8 protein-coding genes are annotated in these 18,165 nt (G+C 60.9%); all 8 read left to right on the plus strand.

Features of this window, described 5'->3' with window-relative positions; genetic code table 11:
- Window positions 1–247 precede the first annotated feature (247 nt).
- The 8 genes from R2N01_RS02620 (at window position 248) to R2N01_RS02655 (ending at window position 18,158) form a co-directional block, all read left to right on the plus strand.
- The gene (locus tag R2N01_RS02620) at window positions 248–4,834 is read left to right on the plus strand and encodes a non-ribosomal peptide synthetase (RefSeq protein ID WP_316668172.1); all 4,587 of its coding nucleotides are present in this window, start codon (window positions 248–250) and stop codon (window positions 4,832–4,834) included.
- Window positions 4,831–5,595, plus strand: a complete 765-nt coding sequence (locus R2N01_RS02625; RefSeq protein WP_316668174.1) for an alpha/beta fold hydrolase — start codon at window positions 4,831–4,833, stop codon at window positions 5,593–5,595. The genes R2N01_RS02620 and R2N01_RS02625 overlap by 4 nt, the downstream gene beginning before the upstream one ends.
- Complete coding sequence (locus R2N01_RS02630; protein WP_316668176.1) at window positions 5,588–7,399, plus strand: phosphopantetheine-binding protein; 1,812 nt, start codon at window positions 5,588–5,590, stop codon at window positions 7,397–7,399. Before R2N01_RS02625 ends, R2N01_RS02630 begins: the two co-directional genes overlap by 8 nt.
- Window positions 7,396–8,499 (plus strand): saccharopine dehydrogenase NADP-binding domain-containing protein, encoded by a 1,104-nt coding sequence (locus tag R2N01_RS02635; RefSeq protein ID WP_316668178.1) that lies wholly within the window; start codon window positions 7,396–7,398, stop codon window positions 8,497–8,499. Before R2N01_RS02630 ends, R2N01_RS02635 begins: the two co-directional genes overlap by 4 nt.
- Window positions 8,499–9,602, plus strand: a complete 1,104-nt coding sequence (locus R2N01_RS02640; RefSeq protein WP_316668180.1) for a Gfo/Idh/MocA family oxidoreductase — start codon at window positions 8,499–8,501, stop codon at window positions 9,600–9,602. The genes R2N01_RS02635 and R2N01_RS02640 overlap by 1 nt, the downstream gene beginning before the upstream one ends.
- The gene (locus R2N01_RS02645; RefSeq protein ID WP_316668182.1) at window positions 9,599–15,073 is read left to right on the plus strand and encodes a non-ribosomal peptide synthetase; all 5,475 of its coding nucleotides are present in this window, start codon (window positions 9,599–9,601) and stop codon (window positions 15,071–15,073) included. The genes R2N01_RS02640 and R2N01_RS02645 overlap by 4 nt, the downstream gene beginning before the upstream one ends.
- 1,778 nt (window positions 15,074–16,851) lie before the next feature.
- A complete protein-coding gene (locus tag R2N01_RS02650) occupies window positions 16,852–17,439 on the plus strand; it encodes an MptD family putative ECF transporter S component (protein WP_316668184.1) in 588 nt (195 codons plus the stop codon).
- A 65-nt stretch (window positions 17,440–17,504) separates the two neighbouring features.
- The gene (locus R2N01_RS02655; protein ID WP_399553222.1) at window positions 17,505–18,158 is read left to right on the plus strand and encodes an energy-coupling factor transporter transmembrane component T; all 654 of its coding nucleotides are present in this window, start codon (window positions 17,505–17,507) and stop codon (window positions 18,156–18,158) included.
- The last annotated feature ends 7 nt before the right edge of the window (window positions 18,159–18,165 follow it).

Genomic DNA, 18,165 nt, shown 5'->3' on the forward strand with positions numbered 1-18,165 from the left:
CCCGCCGGGCGGTCCGCGCCGAGCCCCCCGACCGCCGGGGCGGCTCGAGGCGAACCCCACGATCCGACCGGGTGATGCCCGGGCGGTCGGAGGACGGCTTCGGGACAACCCTGTGAAATCGGGTCGAAGCCTGTGAATCGGGTCGAAGGGGATGGACACGAAGTTCAAGTTTCAATAGGCTAGGCTGACCAAAGCGCAAGAGTTGCGCGGACACAACGGCCGAAGGAGAACGGCCGAGGGGGAAGCGATGGGCGAGCGGGTGCCGTGCGCGCTGACAGAACCTGGTGCGGCGATGACCGCGTTGCAGAGGGCATATGCCGTGGGGCGCATGCCTGAACTCCCACTGGGCGGGATGGAGTGCCTTGCCTATTTTGAGTTCCGTGGTCGCAGCTTCGATGTGGAGCGGTTGCAGGAAGCAGTTGACAGGGTTCACCGCCATGCGGCCCTGAGGTGCATTTTCGTGCTGGGCGATGAGGCCCTGCTCGAGGATGGGGACGCGCCTGCTCCTCAGGTAGCCGTCCTCGACGTGCAGACAGACCCCGATCACAGGAGGAACGAGATCCGTGAGCGATTGATGCACGCCACGATCGACATTGGACGCGGCATCAATTGGGGGGTTGCTCTCAGTACGGCGGGCGGGGATGACTGCGTACTCCACTTGGTGTTTTCGCTCGCGGCGGTCGATATTGCTGCAATCGGTGTCGTTCTGCACGAACTGGCCGAGGTCTACAGCGGTGAGGACAAGCATTCTGGTGAATTCCTCCAATCCATCGGAGCAGTTCATGATGCGTTACGAGCCGGCTCCAGGCCACGCCGCGTCGGCCGATATGAGAACAATGCCCCGGCTCTGCTGCCCGGTCCTGAGCTGACACATCTGAGCGAGACCGCCACCACTGATGTGGAGACGATGACGCTCCGACGTGAACTTGACCGGAAATTGTGGGATGAGCTCGATGCGCGGGCGGATGAATTCAGGGTTTCGCTGGCCAGCCTGATTCTGGCCGTCTACGAGCACGCGCTGCGCCGCTGGTCCGCCAATGATGATTTCTGTGTGACTGTGGCGGCATTGGATATTCGAGGAACTGAGGCCGTTGTCGCAGATCGGACGGTCGCGTATGCGCATCGCGCGTTCGCGGCAGCTGACTTCGAACAGGAAGTTTTGTCCGCTGCGACTGATTTGCGTCGGCGAATCGATGAGCACCGGGATGTTATGACCGAAATGAGAGAGGCACAGGCTGCTGACGCGCCGGTCGCGGCCTCTCGATGCGTATTCACTTATTCACCCAAGATGGCAGTGTTCACTCCTCTGGTTCTCGAGGTGCTGGGCCGGCCGTGCAGCTGGTGCCAGACGCCGCAGAGCGCGATCGATTGTCGACTCTTTCGCCTGGATGAGAGCACCGTCGAGGTCACTTTTGATATCCGAACTGCAGCAGTTCCTGTCCATGTCGCTGAGGCGATATTTGAACTGTTCATTCAGAATCTCGTCGAAGTCGCTGAATGCGGACGCCCGTGTACGAGTCTGCCGAATTCACAGGCGAATGCTCGAAAAATTTTGAATTCGACTCCTCCGACATCTTCGGAGCTGCTCTATGCCGGATTCCGTCGGCAGGTCGCTGAACGACCATCAGCTATTGCAATCGAGGAATCCAGACGGTACACGCATTCGGTCTTCGACGAGGATGCCGTACTGACTAATTCTGAGCTGAACCGTCGCGCGCTGGTGTTCGCGGGGCGCATAGCGCGACGAGTTCGACCAGGAGGACTCGTCGCGGTGCAATTGCCGCGGGGCATCGACCAGGTTGTCGCGATCCTTGGCACGCTCTACGCGGGGTGTGCTTATCTGCCAATCGCCCTTGACGCGCCGCAGGCGAGACTTGACCGGATTCGCCGGTGCAGCCAGTGGTCGCTCCTGGTGACTGCAGAATTTCTTGCGGATGAGGACACGCTCCCCTTGGAACACCCCATCCCGAGAAACGCGGATGATCTCGCCTATGTTATTTTTACGTCGGGTTCCACTGGCGAGCCCAAAGGTGTTGCGATCGCGCATGGAGCTGCGGCCAATACGATCACGGACATCAATGCACGCAACGGCATTGGTCCGGACGACGCCGTCCTCGGGGTGTCGGGGATCGATTTCGATCTGAGCGTCTACGATATTTTCGGCGCACTTGATGCAGGAGCTCGTCTGGTGATCGTGGGGGAGTCTGAGACGCGTGACCCCTTCTGCTGGGGAGAGACCGTCCGTCGTTCCAAGGCCACTGTCTGGAATTCTGTGCCGATGCTCTTGGAAATGCTCATTGCCGCCAATGACACTCTCCCGAGTTTGCGTAAGTTCCTGATCTCCGGTGACAGGATCTCGCTGGATCTACCCGCCCGTTCGCGCGTTCTGTCACCTGGATCGGTATTCATCGCGATGGGCGGTGCCACTGAAGCGAGCATCTGGTCGAACGAGTATGTCGTCAGCGATGCGGCAGATTTGCAGGCGGACTGGCCGTCGGTGCCATACGGGAGACCTTTGGCGGGTCAGAAATATCGTGTGGTCGATACTCATGGTCGTGACCAACCCGATGAATGCATAGGCGAACTCATGATCGGCGGGGTCGGAGTGGCTCAGGGCTATTATCGAGATGCTGAACGTACTGCGAATGCATTCGTCGAGGGGCCGGATGGTTGCCGCTGGTACCGGACAGGCGATCTGGGAGTTTGGCGCGGGGGACTGCTCTTCATCGTCGGCCGGGAGGACACGCAGGTGAAAATCCGTGGACACCGGGTCGAGTGCGGAGAAGTGGAGTCCCGGCTTTGCGATCATCCGGCAGTGACGTCCGCAGCAGTCGTGCCGATCCGCGATCGGTCGGCGTTGGCGGTACTTTATGTACCTGCCGACAGCCCTCCGACGCCTGATTCGTCAGAGTTGACCGCCTACTTGGCCTCATGCCTTCCTTGGTACATGGTTCCTGCGGTGTTCCGGCCAATCACGCATCTTCCGATGACCGCGAATGGAAAGGTGGACCGTGGCGCGGTCACGGCTCTTGTTGAGCAGGATCAGGGGGAACAACCGTCCCCTGGTCTCGTTGCCGGCTCCATTCAGTCGATGATTGCGGAATCTTGGGCACGGGTGCTTGGTCGTCCGGTTGACGCCGATGACAATTTTTTCGCCCTTGGTGGCGACTCACTGGCAGCGACACGGATGTGTGCTCAACTTCGCGAGACCGGGCTCCACGCTGATCTCGCCAATCTCTTCCGCGCCCCCGTCCTGACTGCATTCGCCGACACCTGCCGGTCCGACGCGGGGACCAATGACGCAGATTCCATTCCCAGCAAGACTTCCACGCATCGCATCGGCTGGCGTGAACGCGCCGCAGCTGAAAACGCTTCGCTGTCCTCCTTCGGACTCGCCGAGTGGTGTCGCTGGGTGTGGAAGCATGAACTCGGCATGCACGATGTTTCTGAGGAAATAGTCGATGACGCCGATTTCTTTGTCTTGGGTGGCGACAGCCTGACCGGAGCACGGGTGTGCGCCGTTCTGCGCCTGTCGGGCGTTGAGGCTTCTATCGCAACATTGTTCAGGCATCCTCGATTCGATGACTTCTGGCGCAACTGCTCTCTGCGAAGCGAAACAGGCGACCCCGCACCCGACCTGGATGTGGAAGGTGAAGAGTCCTTCGATCTGACTCCACTGCAGCTGGCCTATGCCCTCGGATCCGATGGGATCCCCGGAGTGGTATGCACGAGCCCGTGCATCGCGGTGATCATCAGGAGCGATGATCCATCGACTTCCACTCGCTGGGAACGGGTACTGGACAAGACTGTCGCCTGTCATGAGGTGCTGCGTCTTGTGCGCAGCGAAGATTGGCGGCAACGGATCATCACCTCTGCCTCTCCAGAGTTCGCCGAAATCCCCTTCGATCTTACGGACGATCAGTTCCGTGACTTGCTGCGACGTACTGATGTCGATGCTTTCGCCGCGCCGGCTGTGCGAGCCTTCGTCCGACGAGCGCATCCCGGTGAGCTCGGACTCGTGTTCAATTATCTCGCTCTTGATTCCTTGAGCGTAGCCGCAATCCTTCGTGATCTCGCCGTAGCCGTCATGAGCGACGGCGCTACACCGGAGTCTCCTCGTGACATTGATGTTTTCCGTCGATATGCCCTCACGCGGAGCAGCGCGTCCAATGGCATGGCCGTTCCGGTGCTGCCTGCTCCGAACATTCCGATGAATGCCATTCCTGAGTCCTCGGTTGTCTTTGATTCTCGCGGCCAAATATTCGACGGTGAGATCACCCATAAACTACAGAACCTTGCACGACGCCACGGAGTCACACTCAATAGTGTGTTGCTCCACGCCTACAGTGCGGCATTGGCTGCCGCGACCGATCAGCAGCGGCTTACAGTGAACATTCCGACGGCGAACAGACCGTCCGAGGCTCCGAATGCGCTTGGCCAATTCAGTGAACTCGCGCTCTGTGAGTGCGGTCCTGGCATGAATCTGCGTGAAATCCATGCGCAACTGGGCGCAGCCATTGCTCATGCTGGTACGAACGCCCTCGGCGCCACCACGCAGCGACAGCGTTATCCTGTCGTCTTTACCAGTTTGCTGGGGTCTCCCTTGGCCGAGGATCTCGCAGGAGGCCATGTGCGTATCACGTGGACGCATACGAGAACACCGGCCGTGCTCGTCGACTGCCAGGTCATGCCCATAGGCCGACACAGGATGGAAGTGCGTTGGGACTATCCGCAGCAGGTGATTCCCGAGGACTTCATCGCAACGGCATTTACAGATTTCATTGAACGAGTGCTGAGTATGGCAGACGAAGATATTCGGACTGGAGACATATGAGATTGGTCACACCGCTTTGCGCCGATTCCGAGACTGGTGGAATTGTTGTCTTCTTCCCGCACGCGGGCGGATCCCCTCGCTTCTTCACTCATTTGGCCATGGCCATGCCGCACTGTCGCGTGTTCGGAGTCACCTATCCGGGGCGCGATCACCTTATCGATGCGGCACCGCTCACCGAGATGACCACCCTTGCCATGCGCATAGCGCACGAGTTAGTGGCTCGTTTCAGCGACGAGAGCGGACCCTTGACTCTGGTCGGGCATTCACTCGGCGCCTTCGTCGCTTACGAGACGGCCGCTGTACTCGGCACATTCCTGGATCCGGTGCGCACGACTGTCGTCGTCTCCGGGCAGAACCCGCCGTTGGCAGACCGATCAGCGGATCTGAGTGTCCCACGAACCGATGATGAGATCGTCGCCGACGTGATCCGTCAAAATCCGGCCACGGCTCCGATCTGGGGGAATGTCGAATTGCGGGAATTCTTCCTTCCGATCGTCCGGGCTGATTACCAACTGCTCAATGCTTATCGATTCAGCAAGACCCGGATAGAGAAAGTCAAAGTCGTCATTGGTGACCAAGATACTGAAGTTGACCCATCCCGGGTGGCCGGATGGCAGCAGGTCTCGAATCAGCCGGTGGAGATCTCCGTCGTCAGTGGCGGTCATTTCTACTTGGACAGCCCCGACGTTCAACTCGCGCAGGAACTGCTTCGCATGCCCGCCCTCAAGCCCATGCCGGAAGGAGGACGGATCCATGGTTGAGTATCCTGTTCCTCGAGATGATGAGCCGCAGTACGGCGAAACATGTATCGCCGACAGTGCGACTACGAGGACGCTCAACGATCTGACGCGGCCGCTGGGACGGTCGGCCCTGTCGGCGGCTGTCATCGTCGTGGCCGATGCACTCGCGGCAATCAGAAGCGCAGCCACTTTGACGATCGGAGGCCGCGAGGTGAGTCCCCGGTCGCATCGTGCGCTGGATGATCGCTCAGCCCCATTCCTTGCCCGGTTGCTGGAAACGGACTTCGAAACCGGCTCGGACCCCGAAAACTGCGGTATTGCTGATGAGCTCACCATGGTCGGGGTCGGCGGTGTCCAGAATGCGCATCTGTCGGCGTCCATCATTCTTCGTGCGGACTCCATGGCCTTGGAACTGCACCATGACCGTGCCAAGAAGCAGGACGCTGCTCCTCTCACCGCCGTAACCGATTGCGTACGTCTTTCTTTGCAGTACTTGGCCGCCCCCGACGCTTCCTCGCGGTGGACCGAACCGCTACCGGTCGAAGCCATCGTGCCCGATGCCAGGAGGAGCTCCTCGGCCTCCCACCGCCTTCATCGGCGCTGGCAAACACGTCGGAGCCAGGAGACAGAGGCAGCTGCCCGCATTCTGACGAGATGGTTGCGCCTGGATGATCTGCCATCGGACGGTGTACCTGCGGAACAGTGGTGGACGCGGATTCGGATGGGTTCAGGAGCTCGCCCGCTGCTCGCGACGTGGTGCCAGTGGTTACGTGATCATGACGTCCTGGCCCCGGACGAAGGGGTTCTCCGCCCTCTGGGGCAGCTCAGATCTTCCCAGGACGTGTGTGAGAGCGCTTGGGACGGGCCTGTCCGGGGCATGGTGGTCGCACTCATCACCCATGAGGCCCTCATCCAGCATGTGCTGAGTGGTGATGCGCCTCCAACCGATCTTCTTGAGGTTCCGGAACTGCGGCCAAATCGCCTCGTCGCTGCTGAGCCGGATTTGATGCCGGTCTGGCAACGGATCGGCGACATCCTCCATGAGGAGACCGACCGGATCGGGCGACCGTTGGCGCTGGTCGATCTCGGTGGGGCAACCCAGGAGAACCCCCACCTGCGTGCGGCCCTGGACCATGCCGGGGCCGTTAGCACTGTTCTCCCGGCGGGTCGTCCGCATCCCGGTGACTCTTCGTTCGATGCGGTGCTCGCCGTGAGCAGCCTGCACCGGTGGGCGGACCCCATGGACGCCGTAGGAACCGCATCCTCGCTGTTGCGGCTTGGCGGGACGCTGATCGCGATGGAGAACACCGAACTCATGCCCTTGGGGATGTTGATCGCAGGATTGCTGGAGAACGGGTTCACCGATGCCAGGGGCAGGCCTATCAGTGCGCCCACCCAGGACGAAGCGACCTGGCTGCGTCTGCTGGATACTGTCGGATTACCAGCCAACAGCACCCCGGTCGGTCCCACTCCGGCCGTGCTGATTCGTGCCCAGAAGACTTCGAACGATTGTTTGTGGTCGGAATCCGTCGAACACTCAGAAGGACAGGCCGGACCGATCCGCCCGGGTACCGAGACCGAGATCGCCCTCCTGTGGGCCGAGCTGCTGAGGACGGCCCCGCAGGATCGTACGGACAGCTTCTTCGAACTGGGGGGAGACAGCCTGCGAGCGACGAGATTCATCGCAGCCGTCCAGAAACGCTATGGCGTCACCATCGCGATGCGTGAATTGTTCGCCCGCCCTCATCTTGTCACTGTTGCGCGACGGATCGATGCAGCCATCTCCGAAACCGGTCACGAGACGCATGAGGAGGGCGTGCTGTGAATGGCGTCAAGATCGGAGTGCTCGGCGCCAGTGGCGATATCGGCCGAAACATCGTTGCAGCTTTGTTGCGGGCGCCCGATGACCCAGCAGGCCTCTCGGAGCTGAGACTGGCGGCGCGCCGGCCCGACGCGATCACGCTGCCGGCCGGCGCCGGCGAGGCGCCGTCCAAGACGCACATCGCAAGATCCGCTTGCGATGTGCGGAATCACGAGGATCTTGCTCGCTTTGCCGACGGGCTCGACGTCGTCGTCAATGCAACCGGCCCTTCACACGACCGAGCAGTGACCATGGCGTCAGCCGTGCTGGCTATGGGTGCGGATTATGTGGACGTTGGCGGACCGGCCGATACCCGCTGCCTACCTGTGGTCGATACCCGCGGACAGACGGCCCTATTCCATGCGGGGGCCCTGCCTGGCGCATCAGGAATTCTACCTCGATGGTTCTTGAGGCGGTATCCGGACACGCAAAGGTTGACAGTCATCGCTGGGGGGAGAGGAATTTTCACACGGACGGGCGCTGAAGACTACCTGGCAGGTCTTGAACACGGCGATGTCGAACCGCTCGCGGTCTGGCTCGATGGGCGACGCGTTTCCCGAGGGGCGCATCGGCAGGAGCATGCAATGCTCGACGAGTTTCCTGATCCGGTCTCGCTGTTTCCATACCTTGACGCCGATGCCGAAGCCATTGCCCGTGATTCCGGTATCTCTGACGGCGTCTGGTACAGCGCCATGGTCGGCGACGGCATCGTGGACACGCTCATGCTCGCCACAGGCATGAGCCTCGAGGCGGGTAGCTCATGGCTGCACGACGCCAGCATGGCCATGGCCGCCGGCCGTCGACCGTATGTCGTCATGCTCGTGGAAGGCGAGTCGGGGAAGGTCATGCTGCATGCACCGAGCGAGGGCGTGCTCGCAGCGGAAGTCGCAGCGGCGGCTGCCTTCGAGGTCCTCGGCGGAAGGGTTCCCGCCGGTAGCGCCTCAGCCGCCGGCGTCCTGGACGCCGATCGAGTCCTGACCGTGCTGACGCAACCCGGTGCAGCCTGCACGCTCGTGACAACACAGGATCCAGCGGCGGACATCATGGAGGAGGGAGCATTGTGATGGCGGAGGCGAGCCAGCACAGCAGAAGAATTGTGGTCGCCGGTTCCACCTTCGGCCAGATGTATCTTACCGCACTCCGACGTTGTCACCCGGATACGGTTGTGATCGGCCTCCTGGCCCGGGGCAGCGATCGTTCACAACGCATCGCTGACGCTCACGGCGTACCGCTGCTGACCTCCGCGGACGACGTCCCGGATGACACAGACCTCGTCTGTGTCATCGTACGGGCGGACAGTATTGGAGGTTCAGGAACCACTCTTGCCGCGAAATTCCTCGAAAAAGGCATATCGGTGCTGCATGAACTTCCGGCCAGCACCAAGGACGTCACTACGTGCCTACGAGCAGCACGCCGATGCGGTGCTCGGTTCGCCGTCGCCGACCTGTATCACTGGTTGCCGGCGGTGCGGGTGTTCCGGGCAGCTGCCCGCGAACTGCTCTCATTCGACAGGCCGCTCGCAATTGACGCATACTTGTCGATCCAACCCGCGTATGCGTTGGCGCGACTGCTCACCGAGATCGGCCTGTCCCTGCGGCCGGTCTCGTTGAAGCCGAGCCAGGACGGCAAGCTGATAAGCGGCGCGCTCGACGGCACACCGGTCGCGGTACGGTACGCCACCGTACTGGACGCCTGCGACAGTGACAACGACGTACGGTTCCCCTCTGTGTCGGTGCACACCAGTACCGGAACGCTCACGCTTGCCGGCGTGCACGGTCCTGTATTTTGGATCCCGACCCTGCATCTGTCAGGAAAAGCGAAGAACGGCACTGGGTATGAGGGCGAGGGTCTCGTCAAGACAGCTGCCAGCACCGAGTTGTTCCGGTCGAATCATACACATGCAGAAATATTCACGGATCTCTGGCCGACAGCCATAGCAAGCCAGATTACTGCGATGTTCGATGAGGCGTCGCATGCTGATGCGCAGCGTATGATCCAAGTTGCTCGGTTGTGGGAGGACCTCACTGGCGGTGCTGAATTTCCAGCGGCAGAGGAGGGGGCTGCGGACAGCGCGCAACGCGTCCTTCTCCAGGATCGTCTGCGTGCTGCTGCCAAATCGGCTGTCGGTGTTTCGCATATCTCGGAGAAGGACGAGGACTCACGATGACTCTTCGCGAACTACTTGATCAGTGGGCTGACCTTGGTATCGCACTGTGGGAAGACGATGGCCAGTTGCGTTACCGGGCACCCCGTGGCATCGTCACCACGGATTTGATCGCCCAGTTACGAATTCACAAAGATGATATCCTTGAGCAGTTGCGCGCCAAAAGTGGTCCTCAGCCACAACCAAATGATCGTTTCGAACCGTTCCCACTCACGGATGTGCAGGGTGCCTATCTGATGGGGCGGTCCTCCGTCTTCGATTATGGTGGGGTTGCCTGCCATCTCTACTGTGAGGTGGACTATCCGCGACTGGATCCTGTCCGGGTCGCAGACGCTTGGCGTGCCCTCATTGGTCGGCATGATATGTTGCGCGTCGAAATCGACGCTTCCGGCTTTCAGCGAGTACTCCCAGACGTGCCACCACTCAAGGTTCCGGTCACCACACTGACCAGCAGTGCGCCTGAGGATCGTGCGGAGCAGTTGGACCGGGTCCGAGACCGTCTTTCCCACTCCGTGCACCCTATCGGCTCATGGCCGATGTTCGCGGTCGAACTCACCCAGCCAGCGGCCGATGAGACTGAGGCATCGACCACCATGCACATCTCGTTCGATTTCTTGGTGGGTGACTGGGCCAGTCTGCTCAGGCTCATCCGCGAGTGGGAGGAGGAATACGCGGGTCGCCCTGCGCCGATCGAAACATCATCCATTCAGTTCCGTGATTACGTTCTGTGGGAGCTGGCCAGGCGCGAGGGCCAAGCATATCGTAGCGCCTGCCGCTACTGGCGGCAGAGAATAGATGATTTGCCGGCTGCGCCGCAATTGCCAATTCAGATGGATTCCCCCGATGAAACGGTCTCTTCGGCTTCGGCCGCCGCCCGTTGGCACGGCCAGAGCTTTCTCCTGCCGCGCCCGCAGTGGCAGGCACTGGAGCAGCATGCCCGTGAGCACGGACTCACCGCGACCGCGGCAGTCATGGCTTGCTATGCCGATGTTCTCAGCAGGTGGGCGGAGGATCCGCATTTCTGCCTGAACCTGACAGTACTTGACCGGCCCCCGGAAGTGCCAGAACTGGCTGATGTGATCGGGGATTTCACCTCAGTCACTCTGCTCGAAACCCGGGCAGACACGAGGCCGTTCGACGTCCGTGCCCGCGAAATGCTCGAGCAATTGTTCACCGACTTGGACCATCGTTCCTTCAGTGGTGTGGAGGTGATGCGCGAGATTGCCCGTACACGGGGCCGCGAGACCGCAGTCATGCCCTACGTCTTCACCAGCGCCATCGGAGTCGGCGACGACGACAGGAGCGACGAGTCAGCGATGCGAGGTGTGATAAGATACACGATCAGCCAGACGCCCCAGGCTTTCCTCGATTGTCAGGTGATGGATGACGCCGATGGTCTTCACGTGCACTGGGACACGCGCGAAGGCGTTTTCCCGGCAGGAATGTCCGCCGATATGTTCACAGCGTTCATCAATGCCCTGAGCTCTCTCGCTGGTGACATCGATTCATGGTCGGCGTCCCCGGTTGACCTTCCACCGAGGCAGCGACGAGAACGCGAACTGGCCAACGCCACACGACGCACGCTGCCTGTCGGGATGCTGCACGAGTTCGTGATCGATGCGGCTCGGATCGCGCCTGCAGCGCCGGCGGTGCTCGGACGGGATGTCCGTGTGAGTTATGAGGAGTTGTTGTGGCGGGCCAGAGCCGTCGCGACAGAATTGACCGGCGCAGGCGTGAGACGGGGGGACCGGGTTGCGATCGCGGTACCGAAGTCCCCAGATCAAATCGCGGCCGTTCTTGGTGTTCTGATCGCCGGCGCGGCCTATGTCCCCCTCGACGTCCGTCACCCCCATGCGCGCCTGATGACCATATGCGAGGATGCCAGGGTCGTCGCGCTTTTGTGCGCGGACGGGCACAGAGTCACCGAGGCCGTCCCGATCATTGACATGGACAGTCTTCCATCCGCGAACAACGGTGTCCTGCCCGACATCCGCCCGGACGCCGACCCTGACGACCTCGCCTATGTGATCTACACCTCGGGATCGACTGGTCGGCCGAAAGGCGTTGAACTCAGTCACCGAGCGGTGGTCAACACCATCATGGACGTCAACAATCGTTTCATGCTCGACCAGGGTGATCGTACGCTGGCCATAGCGGACCTCGGGTTCGACCTGTCGGTCTATGATCTTTTCGGACCCTTGAGCGTGGGCGCTGCTGTAGTACTTCCACCGGCTGACACTGTGATCGCTCCGTCAACCTGGCTCGAGGTCGCGACTGAGCATCGCGTGACGATCATGAACACGGTACCTGCGGTCGCGCAGCTTCTGCTGACATCGTTGAAGAACGGAGGGGCCTGTCCCAGCACGATCCGGCAGTGGATTCTCTCCGGAGATCGCATTCCGCCCGAACTCGTTCGCGATCTGCGGGCCGCCTTCCCCGAAACTCGTTTCATCGCGATGGGCGGAGCCACGGAAGCGGCCATATGGTCGATAGCCCATCCCATTGCACCCGATGAGCCGCTCATGGCCAGTGTGCCCTATGGCCGGCCCTTGGCGAACCAGCGGTTCGCTGTCCTCGACGCACTCGGACGAGATGCGCCCATTGGGGTACCTGGCGAACTCGTGATCATGGGTACCGGTCTTGCTCGCGGTTACAGCGGAAACCATGAATTGACGCGGAAGAGTTTCATCAATGACCCTGCGCGCGGAAGAATGTATCGAACGGGTGATCGTGGCTTCTATCTTCCGGAAGGAGAGATAGAGATTCTCGGACGTCTTGATGACCAGGTCAAGATCCGTGGTCACCGCATCGAGCTCGGCGAAATTGAAAGTGTTCTGGTCGACCATGAAGCCGTCGAACAGGTCGCTGTCGTCGCCACCGGCGACGATGCACAGCGTCAGCTGCATGCCTTCGTCGTCCCCGCCGTCATCGCTGGTGATGATCCATTGCCGCAATGGGCTCGGGAATCCGCGAAGGAGGCCTCTGAATGCGTCGATGCCAGTGATAGGGATGGTATCGCCAACTATGCTGCTGCGCTTGAGAAGGCTTGTATCGCCACTTTGACGCGAACCCTAGATCGAGTCGAGACCGGGTTGCCCGTCCTGGCCGCCAACGAGTGGATCATCGACGTGTGGCGGCGGGCGCTTGACGGTCGCGAACTCGTGTCTCACACCGACTCGGAACTGCATGGACTGTGGGAGCGCGTCAGTCACCTGAGCCCGCATGGGTTCGACTACCGGCACTTCACCAGCTACGTCAGGCGTTCCGCTGACCGGCTCCCGGCGCTGCTGTCGGGCCAGGCCTCCGCCCATGAGCTGTTGCTCCCCGGAGGCAACCCGGCCGTCGCAGAGCAGATCCACCAGGACCGCGCCAGCATACGGTGGGGGAACAGAATGATCACAGCACTCGTCTCCCGTGCCGCCGCGCACCGTGGGATGACTGCGCCCCTGCGCGTCCTAGAGATCGGAGCCGGAGCGGGGAGCACGACCGAACACGTCAGGGCGGGACTGTCGAACACGGACTTCCGATACACTTTCACCGATCGGTCAGAGCACTTCCTCCCAGCCGCCCGTCATCGCTGGGGCGGCGACGACCGCTGGCGTTTCGGTACGCTCGACATAGATCATGATCCCGTCAGGCAGGGATTCGCAAGCCGCTCCTATGACTTGGTATGCGCCTTTGGTGTGCTGGAGAATGCTCGGGACAGCCCCCGCGCCCTCCAGCGCCTCGTGAATCTTGCCGCCGACGACGGGATGATCGTGCTCTCCGAACCTGTTGGTCCGCAATGGTGGCTGTACCTGTCCCAGATCTTCCTGATGACGAGGCCGGGTGACACCGGTCGTCAACGGCTGGATTTGTTCCCGCCCACTCGCTGGTGGGCCTCGCAGCTGTTGGGGAGCGCAGGTGGTGCCATTGCCACGCTTCCTGACGCTGACAGCGCCTTGGCTCCGGAACGGTTCGCGTTCTTCGCCGCACGGGTGCGCGCTGGAAGCCCGTCCGCCTCCCGTGAAGCCCTGTCGTCATTCCTCAGCTGCCGTCTGCCAGCTGTGATGGTGCCCCAGCAGATCGAGTTCGTGCCGGAACTCCCGCTGACCCGAAATGGGAAGATCGACAAGAAGACGTTGGCTGCGAACGTGACGTCGGTAGCGAGTGAAGATGCAGCTGGTCGGAGCGGGAGCAATGCTGCCCCTGCCGACCTCGAGACCTCATCGCTCCCCGCAGAGGCGGAGACGATCGCCGCACGGATCGCCGGGCTCTGGGCCGAGCAGCTCGGTCTCGATGGACCTCTGACACATAGTGCGAACCCGTTCGATCTCGGTGCCAATTCGATCTCCGCGGCTTCGGTCGCCGGCAGACTTCGTGACGAAACACCCGAATTGACGAATGTCTCTTTCGAAACGGTGCTGCGGGCCCTGCTCGGCGCGGAGAACGTTGCTACCGCTGCCGCCGAGCTTGATCGAGGAACTCACGCTCCAGCCTCCTCGCAATCCGAGCAGTCCACCGTTGTGATCACCCCGCTGCGAGACCGAAGCGATGGTCAGGCGGCGCCCCCACGTCTCACGGTGCTTTTCAGCGATTCTCTGGTCGACAGCGTCTCGATGGCTCAGCTCGCCGCGATCCTTCCTTCGGCTTCGGGAAATATTGTCGCCGTGACGCTCGCCGATGACGATTGGTTCATCAATCAGCCTACTGACGTCGTGACGGGAGAAATCGCCACTTTGACAGCCGAATCGCTCAAGGACATCGAGGCCAAGGAATACAGTCTCATCGGCTACAGTTATGGGGCATTGGTCGCGATGGAAACTGCACGACTTCTACTTGAGGCCGGGTACCGGATTACTCCGCTGGGGCTCATCGATCCCCAAGTCGTTCCCTTGCTGGCCGATGACCGGCTCTCCGAAGTCATGTTCCTCACCAAATTCGGGGTCGCACTGGACGCTGTCGTTCCCAGCGGCATGGAGGTACCCACGCTGGTCGAGGTCCTCAACTGGGCCTTACGCGCCCGGTCGGGCCCCTGTGCGCCACGTCGATCATCAGTTCCCGTCCTGCAAAAAGTTGGGGCAGAGGCTTCTGTCGAACGTTTCTTCGAGTACTTGACATCACTCGATGAGCATTACCGATGGCAGAAGTACTATGAAGTGGTCCGCACCGTCCGGCGGCACACGTCCCCAGATCAGTTGCGTCGAGAATGGATGCGGTATCGACATGTCATGCAGGCTGCGGCTTCGACCCCTGATCCATTGATCGCCGATGCCGTCATCATCCAGCCCCACAGCAGTCATGGCTTCCTGCCAGACGCGCACGAATGGGCGGCACGGATGTGGCAGGACGTACTGATCGGCACAGTCTCCATCGCGCACACCGGGGGAGATCATTTCACGATGCTCAGCGGTAACCACGTCGCTGATACCGGCAATGCCCTCATCGAGGGTCTCATGAGATTGGGGGTGTTTCCGGCGGCGCCGAACTCATGAGAGCCGGGGCTCCCATGAGGGGTGTTACTGACATTGTCCGGCTGGGGTATGATCCGATCATCGGTGTGAGTGGCGGTTTCTCTACTGGCGGGTACTGGCCGCGGGCATGCGGTCGGCGAAAGTGGTGGCGAACGCGTTCGGGGTGGACTTTGCAAGGTATCCCCAGCGGATCTGACTGGTTGCGGTTGGAGTCCGATGATCGGTGCGTCCGGGAATTTCTTCAGGGGCCGGCGGGCCGAAGGAACCTTCGCGTCATGGATCGGGCCGGGCCCGAGTCATCGGCGGCTGGCACGAAGCGCTGCGGGGGGCTTCGACCGGGAACATAGAGCACTCCGGGTCAGTTCACGCTTGCAGGACTTGTTCGACGCCTCGGCTGCGTTGTACCAGCAGGAGGAGTCCACGGCCTCGGCGGAGGCGTCGGCCCCCCTCCTCGACAGGGCCGTTGCGGCAACTGGTCGAATCCATCCTGATCGCCGCGATCCCTGCAGCAACTCAAGTTTTCAAGGCTTCGGCCTTGATGGTCCGTGCTTGCCAGGTCACCTGCTCCAGGGCACTCGAACCGAGACGGACGATCTGGCTCCGCCGCGAAAGAGCCGAGGCGCTCCTCAGGGTCGTGTCCTCCCGCCGTAACTCGTGGTCCTCGGTCTCCAGAGGCTTGACGCGCTCAGTGCCCGAGGTGGTCGTTCCGAGTCGCTCGTCAGCGTCGATCCGGGCCTGGGAACCCAGTCGCCTCGGGGGCGACCCCAGTTTCTCGCTGATGCGTCTGGAACAGCCCTTGGCCCGCCTCGGGTCAGTCGGGGCATCCGGCGCCAGCCGGATCGCACAACTCTTTGAGCTCATCGGGATACTTCTCGGGCGCAGGCATGATCCTCACCCTCCCGTGGAATTGCACCCCCCACCACACCCAGGACGATCCACCGTGGTCGACCAGCCCGTGTCTCTTCTGGCTTGGATGTCCGCTCGCTCAGTGCGTGGTTCTCATGACCTGCGTGGCCAGTGCCGTCGATAAGCTGTCGGGATGCTGCTACAGTGCTGTTTTGATCTGGCATCATCTGGGGACGATCGCTCCATGCCGGGAAGCATCTGGAACGTCCGGTTCCCTGGTGGGGATGGCCCGAGAGCTCTTCGGGGAAGATGCCCTCCTCGTCCATCAAGGCTTTATCTTGCCTTGATGGACGGCAGAACCACTCACGTCGGTCGTCCCTTCTTGACAGTTTCCCTCAGCCCGTACCGCCGGCCCCAAGATCGTTGGTCTGGCGCCGCCGGGTCCAACTCCCCGAGTGGTGGAACGTCGTCGGGCCAGTGATGGTGAAGCGGTCTTGGACATGGCCGAGTTTCCGGACAGGGTGTGCAGGAAAAACCCTTGGATACCCTGACTCCAACGCTGCATCACTTCGCTTAACCTAAGCTATGTGCTATACTCCAATTTGGAAAATTGATGGCTTCCCCGTTTGAAGGCTGCTATATTTGTTTGTCCGTATCGCAATACAGGGCAAGTAATGAAAATGGGAGATGATTGATGTGCTCTGCCTCACTCAAGTTCATGCTTGCTCAACCGGCTGAATGCAGATCATTCCGGGAATTGAGATCCCGGGAACTCTCCGTTTTCGATTCTGTGATGGTTGACTTTGCTCTGCCGAGGGCTGATCGTTTGCTTCTTGGTCAACCTCCCCGGAACCTCCGGAGTCACTGCGCCGTGCGGCTTGGTGACGCCTTCTAAACTGTCCAACTTTCAGTCGTCGGACCCAAGAACATAATTCACCCCAAAGAGAGGGAAAATGACTGAGACGTCTAGGCTCAATGGCAAGGACCTGATCAATATCGGCGTGTATACGGCGATTGTGATAGGGGTTATTTTCGTTATCGGGATGCTGAACGCATTTCCGCCGATGTACCCAATATCATTGGTTATCTGGCCATTGGCGTGCGCGATTCCTATGATGCTGTATTACACGAAGATCAGGAAGTTCGGCATGCTGACGATCACAGGGGTCATTGTAGGCGCATTCTTCTTCATGGTGGGTTACACATGGGTTGCCCTTGTCTGCTACAGCGTCGCGGGGTTTGCGGCCGATCTGATACTGAAATTGGGCGGATATCATCGATTCATATTCCATGCACTCAGCTACGCGGTGTTCTGCTTGGCCCTGATAGCCCCTCCGCTGCTTCTGTGGCTCGCCGGCCCAGCGTACTGGGATGGGATCGAGGAGTCGATGGGGTCGGAGTACGCCGAGGCCCTGCGCGGCTTCATGCCGCCTTGGATGCTGTATGTGGGCTTACCGGTCTTGTTTCTCAGCGGCCTTGCCGGCGCATTCCTCGGACGCAAGATGCTGCGCAAGCACTTCGTGAGGGCTGGGATCGCTTGAAAACCGCGAAGACCAGCAGTGGGTATTCCCCGCTGAGGTTGGATCCGCGCGCCAAGATCCTTCTCATGGGAATCGTGGCCGTCACGGAGCTGCTGAACGGATCAAATTTCTTCACTGCGACCGTGGCTGCGATCCCCATCGCACTGCTCCTTCAGAACCAGCAGATCAAGCTGGGGCTCTGGTACAGCGCGCTGTTCGCGCTCGCGATGCTGTCGAAGACGTTCCAAGGAGGCTTGGAATTGCCGTTGCTCGTGAACATGATCGCGGTTCTGCTCTCTGGTTTCGTGCTGCGGCTCGCTCCGGCGTTCGCCATGGCGGCGTATTTCGTCGCGACGACCACCGCCAGTGAGTGCGTCACGAGCCTCAGTCGTATCGGGGTGAGCCGAAAGGTCACGATTCCGATCTCTGTGGTCTTCCGGTTCGCCCCGACGATGGGCGAGGAGTTCCGCTCGATCAACGACGCCATGCGGATGCGCGGTATCAGGCTTGGCGCGAAGAAATTCTGGCGCAACCCGCTGATGCTCTTGGAGTACCGCTTCATCCCTCTTGTCATCTCGTTGGCGAAGATCGGGAATGAACTCTCGGCGGCAGCCCTCACCCGCGGATTGGAGCGACCCGGTGCGCACACGAGCATCGCGAAGATCGGAATCCGCCCGGTCGATGTCGTCGTTGTCGTCTTGGCCGCCGTCCTGCTCGTCACGGCCTACGCGGCCACCTAGACGGGAG

It is taken from the genome of uncultured Propionibacterium sp. (assembly GCF_963539965.1).
GTDB lineage: Bacteria > Actinomycetota > Actinomycetes > Propionibacteriales > Propionibacteriaceae > Propionibacterium.